Origin of the sequence: Collinsella sp. An307 (genome assembly GCF_002161805.1) — a bacterium.
Classification (GTDB): domain Bacteria; phylum Actinomycetota; class Coriobacteriia; order Coriobacteriales; family Coriobacteriaceae; genus Coprousia.
On sequence record NZ_NFIP01000004.1, the window covers coordinates 202758 to 210475 of the forward strand.

Annotated in this window: 6 protein-coding genes and 1 tRNA gene; all 7 read right to left on the minus strand. The window is 65.2% G+C overall.

Features of this window, described 5'->3' with window-relative positions:
* Positions 1-187: 187 nt before the first annotated feature.
* A tRNA-Arg gene (locus B5F89_RS05085) sits at positions 188-263 on the minus strand.
* A 202-nt stretch (positions 264-465) separates the two neighbouring features.
* The gene (tsaD, locus tag B5F89_RS05090) at positions 466-2889 is read right to left on the minus strand and encodes a tRNA (adenosine(37)-N6)-threonylcarbamoyltransferase complex transferase subunit TsaD (RefSeq protein WP_087430712.1); all 2424 of its coding nucleotides are present in this window, start codon (positions 2887-2889) and stop codon (positions 466-468) included.
* Between the two features lie 71 nt (positions 2890-2960).
* Positions 2961-3473, minus strand: coding sequence for a tRNA (adenosine(37)-N6)-threonylcarbamoyltransferase complex ATPase subunit type 1 TsaE (tsaE, locus tag B5F89_RS05095; RefSeq protein WP_087430713.1), 513 nt, complete (start codon positions 3471-3473; stop codon positions 2961-2963).
* 1 nt (position 3474) lies between these two features.
* Positions 3475-4167, minus strand: a complete 693-nt coding sequence (locus tag B5F89_RS05100; RefSeq protein ID WP_087430714.1) for a uracil-DNA glycosylase — start codon at positions 4165-4167, stop codon at positions 3475-3477.
* 9 nt (positions 4168-4176) lie between these two features.
* Positions 4177-5328, minus strand: coding sequence for an alanine racemase (gene alr, locus B5F89_RS05105; protein WP_087430715.1), 1152 nt, complete (start codon positions 5326-5328; stop codon positions 4177-4179).
* A gap of 7 nt (positions 5329-5335) precedes the next feature.
* Positions 5336-6964, minus strand: a complete 1629-nt coding sequence (locus B5F89_RS05110; protein ID WP_087430716.1) for an NAD(P)H-hydrate dehydratase — start codon at positions 6962-6964, stop codon at positions 5336-5338.
* The gene (gene acpS, locus B5F89_RS05115) at positions 6942-7505 is read right to left on the minus strand and encodes a holo-ACP synthase (RefSeq protein ID WP_087430717.1); all 564 of its coding nucleotides are present in this window, start codon (positions 7503-7505) and stop codon (positions 6942-6944) included. Before acpS ends, B5F89_RS05110 begins: the two co-directional genes overlap by 23 nt.
* Positions 7506-7718 lie beyond the last annotated feature (213 nt).

Below are 7718 nucleotides of genomic sequence, written 5' to 3' on the forward strand. Positions count from 1 at the left end.
CCGCAGGAGGAATATCGGTTATTCAATAATCTATCCGGCATGCGCAGAGCAGAGCAGCCGCGATGCGTCTCTTTCCCCACGATTCAAGCCAGCAGCAAACGGGTCTACTGCGATTCTCGAACGCAGATTATTGAATACGTGAGAAAACGGGCCGGGAGCGTCTTCGTCCCGACCCGTTTGGATGCAATGGTGCCCCCGATTGGATTCGAACCAACGACACCCGCTTTAGGAGAGCGGTGCTCTATCCCCTGAGCTACGGAGGCATGTGCAACGTTTGATTTTAGCAGAAGCGGGAAGCAGCGTTTGCACCGCGTCCCTTCTCCATGTCGGGCGCGACCGCCCGTGCCCGGGCCTCCGGGCGGGGCAAGTTCCGCACGAGCCGAAGGCGCCAGCGGCGCCTTCGCGCGAGCTCAGGACTGCCCGCCGCCCATCCGGAGGCCCCCGGGTGCGGGCGGCGACGAGCACCTACAGCGTCATATTGGGATCGGCGTCCACATCGAAGCCGGCGAAATCGCCCGCGTTGAACTTACGGCGAGCCACCTCGGCGATCATGGCGGCATTGTCTGTGCAGGCGTTTTGCGGCGGCAGCGTGACGCGCACGCCACGGCGCCCCAGCTTCTCGGTCAGCAAGGCGCGCAGATGCGGGTTTGCGGCCACGCCGCCACCGAGGCAGTACTCGCGCGCCCCGGTCTCACGCAGGGCGTCCCACGCCTTCTTGAACTGCACGTCAAACACGGCCGCCTCAAACGACGCGGCAAGATCGGGCAGGTGGATGGTGCGCCCGGCAGCCGTCTCCTGCTCGATATAGGTCACCACCGCCGTCTTGAGGCCCGACAGTGAGAAGCGGTAATCATGGCTGTGCATCATGGCACGCGGGAAATCAATAGCGTGCGGGTCACCGTCCTCCGCGAGGCGGGAGATAATCGGGCCGCCCGGATATCCCAGACCAAGCGCCTTGGCGACCTTGTCAAAGGCCTCACCCACTGCGTCGTCGAGAGTCTCGCCGAGCACCTGGTAGTCGCCCCAGGCGCGCACGTGCACGAGCATGGTGTGCCCACCCGAGACGAGCGTGAAGATAAAGGGCGGCTCCAGATCGGGCTGGGCGAGCAGGTTGGCAAAAAGATGACCCTCCAGGTGGTTTACGGTAACAAGCGGCTTGCCGACGGCGTAGGCAAAGCCCTTGGCAAAGGCAACGCCCACCACGAGCGCGCCCACAAGGCCGGGCCCCTGCGTGACACCCACGCAAGCGAGCTCCTCAGGCGCAAGCGGGCCCACAAGACCAAGTGTCTCTGCAGCTTCCTCGAGCGCCTCGTCCACCACACCAACAATGACCTCGACATGCTTGCGCGAGGCAATCTCGGGCACCACGCCACCAAAACGGGCGTGAAAATCAATCTGCGTCGACACCTTGTTGGCGATCAGGCGCCCATCGGCATCGATAATGGCAACGGCCGTCTCATCGCAGGAGCTCTCGATGGCCAGCACCGGCGCCAGCCGCGCGATCAGCGCGCGCTCCTCGTCGGTGCGACAGGGGCGCTCAAGCGGCCACGCGCGCCGCACCGCAGCCGTGGGCTCGGGCGAGGCAGCGTCAACAGGCAGAACGAGCGGCAGCGTTGCCGTCATAACCACGGCATCGGCACCGGGACCGTAGTAGTTGCGGCGCACGCCCGCCTCGGTAAAGCCGAGGGATTCGTAGAGGGCACGCGCGCCCTCGTTATCCCGCTCCACCTCAAGCGAGGCCGTGGTGCAGCCGAGCATCTGCGCATCATAGCTCACCTGAGCGAGCAGGCGGCGCGCAATGCCTGCACGGCGGCGCGCGGGATCGACCGCCACGTCGAGAATCTGCACGTCCTTGTCGACGATCATACCGCCTGCAAGACCGATGAGCTTGCCGTCGTCGTGGGCAACCCACCAGCTGCGCGGCACCGCAACCGCATCAGAAAGTTCGTCGAGAAACTGCGCGGCCGTCCAGGGCGTGTGCGCAGCACCCGCAAAACACGCCCCCTCAAGCGCTGCTGCGGGCTCCGCGTCCGCCGCACCCATGGGACGGAACTGCAGATGACGCCCCGAGAGCTCCTCGGCAACGCCCGTCTGCGCGGCAGCGGCGCTCTCGGTAAGGCCAAGGCGGCGGCGTTCGTTTTCCTCCGCGTCCGAAAGGCGCGTGTAGATGGGAAGCACAAGGGCCGGGTCGCCATCGCCCAGCGCAGAAAGCCCGTCTGCGCCTGCACGGGCAGCAGCGGCGAGGACAAGCCCCTCGCCCGAGGGCCACCACAGCTCGCGGTCGAGCGCGCGCTCCATCAGCCCTGCCTCGGCAAACAACTTGCCGTAGCGCACAAGGCCGTCGCCCGTGAGGCGCAACTCGCTCGCATCCGGGCGAGCCGCCCATTCCTCGACGGCAACCGCAGCCTTTACCACGCGCTCGCGCTCGAAGAGGCGATGCGCACCCGCCTCATCAAGGCGGTACAGCGCCGGGTACACCTCGCCGCGCATGGCGTCTGCCGCCACTGCGATGAGGCCGCGCTCGCCCGCTTGCCACACGCGCCAGGCGTAAGAATCGAGCGTGGAGACGCCAAAAAGCGCCACGTTGGCACCGCGGGCAAGGCCCTTTGCGGTGGAGATGCCAATGCGCACGCCTGTAAACGACCCCGGCCCGCGGCCCACGAGCACGGCGTCGAGCTCGTCTGCGGACAGACCCGCCTCGGCGAGCGCCTGATCGAGCGTTCCGATAAGCTCGACGTTCGCATGACGTCGGCACAGATGGTCACCTGTCGCCAACACGCGGACGTCCGCACGCTCGCCAGTCCCCGGTGCCAGCTCCGCCACCGCGACGGCAAGCATGTCCGTCGAAGTATCGATTGCCGCCACGCGAACTCGTTCGCTCATTGCCATGCTTTCAACTCTTCCTATCGTCAAAGGTACATCGCGCGTTGCGCGCAAGACCGATGCGCGACGCGCCGGGACTACTCCCCTGCAACCGACGCGCAGACCGCTGCATCAATCGCCGCGGCGAGCTTCTCGGCGCGCGCCCCGTGCGGCATGAGCTCCACACGCCGCGCATCGGGCGTATTCGCCACGCGCGAGATCACCACACCCAGGTACTCGTCGGTCAGCTCGTCCTGGAACTGCTCGCCCCATTCGAGAAGGCACGCCCCCTCGTAGCCGAGCACGTCGTAGATGCCCGTGTCCTCGAGCTCATAGGCATGCTGCAGGCGGTAGAGGTCAAAATGGAACAGCGGGATGCGTCCACCGTCGTGCACCGCCATGAGGGCAAAGGTGGGGCTTGTCACCGGATGACCGTCACCAAGGCCGCGCGCCACGCCCTTGGTGAGGTGCGTCTTGCCCACGCCGAGGCCGCCGGTGAGCACGAGCACGTCGCCCTCCTCCAGGCAGGGGGCAATAAGCTCGCCCAGCCGCTCGGTGTCCTTTGCGGAGGAGGTGCTATACACGCCTTCGGACGCGCGCACGAGGGCCATGTCACTCACCTGCCGCAGGCAGATGGTCGGTCGACACAGGCCGCTGGGCCTCCAGGGGCTCCGCCGCGTCAGGCGTGGCCGCGGGGGCGGTTCCCTGAGGGTGCCGGGCGAGGTAGTCGCCGAGCATGCGGAAGTCCGCCTCAAGCAGCTCCTGCCACTTGGGGTTGCGTAGCGCCGCCGCAGGGTGGAACGTGGGCATAACCACAAAGTGGCCCATCTGGTGGAAGCGACCACGCAGGCGCGTGATGCCAATCTCGGTCTTGAGGACAAAGTGCGTCGCCGGATTGCCGAGGGTCACGATGATATCGGGCCAGATGCTCCTGATCTGCTCGCGCAGAAACGGCGAGCAGGCGAGTACCTCGTCGGGCTTGGGGTCGCGGTTTCCCGGCGGGCGGCACTTGAGTACGTTGGCGATGTAGATATCCTCGCGGCGAAGCCCTGCGAGCGCAAGGATGCCGTTCAGGTTCTCGCCTGCGCGGCCCACAAACGGCTCACCCTGCAAGTCTTCGTTGCGGCCGGGCGCCTCGCCCACAAACATAACGCGTGCGTGCGGGTTGCCCACACCAAAGACGATGTTGGTACGCGTCTGCGCAAGCTCGCACAGGCGGCAATCACCCAGCACCGAACGAATCTCCTCGAGTGAGACCTCGCGCGGACCCTGGTGTTCGTGACCTGGAATATGCATGATTCCCATGCGGGCTCCCTACAGATAAACCTTCTCGAGGCGCATGCCAAAGTTGCAGGCAACCTCGTAGTTGATCGTGCCGCGCAGAGCGGCCATCTCGTCCATGGTAATCTCGGCGCCACCGTCGCGACCGACGATGGTCATGATGTCACCGTACTCCGCCTCGGGAACCGGATGACCCGGCGTCGACTGGATAGCGACCATGCACTGGTCCATGCAGATATTGCCCACCTGGCGCACGCGCTGGCCGCGGTAGAGCACCTCCATGCGGTTGGAAAGCACGCGCGCAAGACCGTCGGCATAGCCGATGGGCAGGGTGCAGATCTGGACGGTCGTGCGCGGCACGCGGTAGGTGAAACCGTAACCCACACCCTCGCCCATCGCCGGCTGGGTGGTGCGCGTCACGCGCGCCCGCACGCTCATGACCGGCTCGAGCTCAATCTTGTCGCGCGCGCTCTCGCAGGGCATAAGGCCGTAAAGGCCAATGCCCACGCGCACCATGTCGTAGTGGCTCGCCGGGTCAAAGATCGTTGCCGGGGTGTTGTCGCAATGCACCGTTCCGCAGTCGAGGCCCGCGTCGCGCATCGCGCGCACCGCCTCGTCAAACCGCTTGCGCTGCAGTTGGTAGTCCCATCCGTCCGGGTCGTCGGCGGTGGCAAAGTGGGTAAAGACGCCGTCACAGGCAAGACCGCGGTGAAAATCGATACCGCGGCGGAACTCGACTGCCTCGGTGCAGGGCACGCCAATACGGTTCATGCCCGTCTCCACGGCAAGGTGATACCGGCCGACCGTGCCCGCCTGGACCGCGCACTCGCCGTACGCGAGCGCAAACTCGACGGTGTAGACCGTCGGCATGATGTTGTGCTTAAGAAGCGTAGGAATCGCACCGAGCGGGGGCTCAGCCAAGACGAGGATCGGCAAGGTGATGCCCGCCTCGCGCAGCTTCACGCCCTCCAGGACCGTTGCGACCGCAAACATGTCGGCGCCCGCCTGCTGCATGATTTGGCAGCACTCCGCCGCGCCGTGGCCATAGGCGTCCGCCTTGACCACGCAACACATGCGCTCGCGCCCGCGCAGCAGGCGCTTGAACGCGCGGACGTTCTTGCGAAGCGCCCCGCGGTCGATCTCCACCCAAGCCCAGCGCGTCTGGGGCTCCTTGCTCTGCGGCATGGCTGTCTTACGCCTCCTTCACGGCGGCGCCCTGCGCACCCTCGCCGTCGAGGTCACCCAAGACCTCGTCGGTCATGAGGCGCATAGCGTCTCCGATAAGATCGATCAGATCGGTCGCGATGACGCTCTTTTCGCCCCAACGCTCCGCCGCGGCAAAACCCGTGTAGGAGTGGAGGGCGACGGCGTAGGCGCACAGAAGCTCCCATGCGTCGACCGTGTCGTGGTTAAGCGCCGCGCTGCCGGCGATGATGCCCGCGAGAACGTCGCCGGATCCAGCCGTGGCAAGCGATGCCGGACCCGAGAGCGGCAGCAGGACCTTCTCGACTCCCACCACCGCAGTCGTGGGGCCCTTGGCGATGATGACGAGATTGTCCGACCCCGCCGCCCACACAATCCGCTGCGCAGCGTCAATGGCGTGGGCGAGGTCGGCCACGCCGCTCTCGTCCACCAGGCGCGCGAGCTCGCCGTAATGCGGCGTGAGGATAAGCGGGGCCTCACGACGGTAGAGCTCCGGCGTGGAGTCGATGCCGTCGATGGCAACACTTGCCAGGCAGTTGAGCGCATCGGCGTCGAGCACGAGCGGCTTGTCGAGGGCAAGAAGGCTCGTGACCACACCCATGCAGCCCGCAGCCGTGGTCATACCCGGCCCGCAGAGAACGCAATCGTAGCGCGCGGCAAGCTCCGCCACCTGCATGGGCGCGGCGGCACCAAAGGCGCCGCGCGAGTCCGCGGGCATGCCAAAGACCGGGACGGAGGGTAGCGCAAGGCGGATGAGGTTCGCGCACGGCTCGGGAGCTGCAACCGCAACATAGCCCGCACCGGCACGCGCCGCGGCCTTGGCAGCCATAATGGCGGCACCGGGATAGGTGGCAGACCCGGCAACCACCAGGACCGACCCGCGCGAGTACTTGTTCGCACCCGACGGAAGCGGCCCCATGAAGTCGATGAGGTCGGACGCCTCCACCGTTTCCGCGGCATGCTCGACGTCGTTGATGACTTCGTCGAGCTTGTCGTACAGCTCGCCGCAGATGAGCTCACCGGCGTACTCGGGACCGTCGGCACTAAAGAGCCCGAGCTTGGGCGCAAGCATGGTGGCAGTAACGTCGGCGCGGACGGCCACGTCGGAAACCTCGCCCGTCTGCGCATTAAGGCCCGAGGGAACGTCGACCGCTACAACAGTTGCCGCGGCGTCGTTCAAGGCGTCGATCCAGATATTGAACGGCGGACGGAGGTTGCCGGAAAAGCCGGTGCCCAGGATAGCATCGAGCACAACATCCGCTTTGGCGATCAGCGCCGAGAGCTCGTCGCGCGAGGGACCTACAAAGACGGTGACATCGCGCCCAGCGGTGCGACGCGCCACATGGCGCGCGAGCGTAGAGGGAACCTCGTCCGGCTCGACCGGGGACACGACCGTGACCTTGATCCCCTTCTGGGAGAGGATATCCGCCGCAACCCAGCCGTCGCCGCCATTGTTGCCAAAGCCAACGAGGACCAGAACTGTTTTGGGCGAGAGGCGCTCTACCTGTGCTGCGGCAAACTCGCCCGCGAGCTCCATGAGCTCAGCCTTGGACGTGCCTTCTTTCTCGATAATATCTTCGAGGTTGCGAACTTCCTCACAGCTGAGAATCGGCCTCATCGGCATCCTCCTGCGTCTCGAGCGTTACCTGACCGGCAACGGCACTCAATTCCTGCTCTTGAACGCGCTCAAGCTCGTCGAGCACAGAGCGTGCCTCCTTGAACGACCGTGCGATTTGCGCGCGTTCGTCCTCCCCCTTCTTTTTTGGGGCCGGACGAACGTCTTCGGTGATAGCCATAGCATTTGCAACAGCAAGCCCGGCGGTGTGCGAAAGCGAAAGGGCAACTTCAATGATGCCGAGCTCACGCGCCACCTCATCGGCACGCCCAGTCAGAAGGGCGATGGGTCGACCCTGGGCATCACGCGTAACGGATACGTCCTTGAACCCAATGCCATCGGAAAAGCCGGTGCCGAGCGCCTTGAGAACGGCCTCACGTGCGGCAAAACGCGCCGCATAGTGGATTGCCGGGCGAGCGGAAGCGTCGCAATACGCACGCTCTTCTTCTGTGAACACACGGCGAGCGAAAGAAGGGGTTTTAGCGAGAATGGCCTCCATACGACCGATCTCTACGATGTCGACGCCAATTCCTGCCTGCGCCATAACGCACACCTCCTTTGGCCCTTGAGGCAATCAACCTAAACATCAACAGTTTAGCCAGTGAGCCCTCTGTTGTGGGTGATATCGAAGGGAATTCAAAGGGATTAGAGGCTTATAGGACAAAATGTGTGTCCGGCTAGTCCCAGTCCATCCGGTAGGGCTCCGAGTGATGAAGCTCCGACCAAACGATGGCATCGCCCCACCGGGGGATGGCCC

Coding starts and splice junctions, on each gene's coding strand:
- tsaD (WP_087430712.1), bottom strand. CDS start 2,889: ATGGCAATGAGCGAACGAGTTCGCGTGGCGGCAATCGATACTTCGACG.
- tsaE (WP_087430713.1), bottom strand. CDS start 3,473: ATGGCCCTCGTGCGCGCGTCCGAAGGCGTGTATAGCACCTCCTCCGCA.
- B5F89_RS05100 (WP_087430714.1), bottom strand. CDS start 4,167: ATGGGAATCATGCATATTCCAGGTCACGAACACCAGGGTCCGCGCGAG.
- alr (WP_087430715.1), bottom strand. CDS start 5,328: ATGCCGCAGAGCAAGGAGCCCCAGACGCGCTGGGCTTGGGTGGAGATC.
- B5F89_RS05110 (WP_087430716.1), bottom strand. CDS start 6,964: ATGAGGCCGATTCTCAGCTGTGAGGAAGTTCGCAACCTCGAAGATATT.
- acpS (WP_087430717.1), bottom strand. CDS start 7,505: ATGGCGCAGGCAGGAATTGGCGTCGACATCGTAGAGATCGGTCGTATG.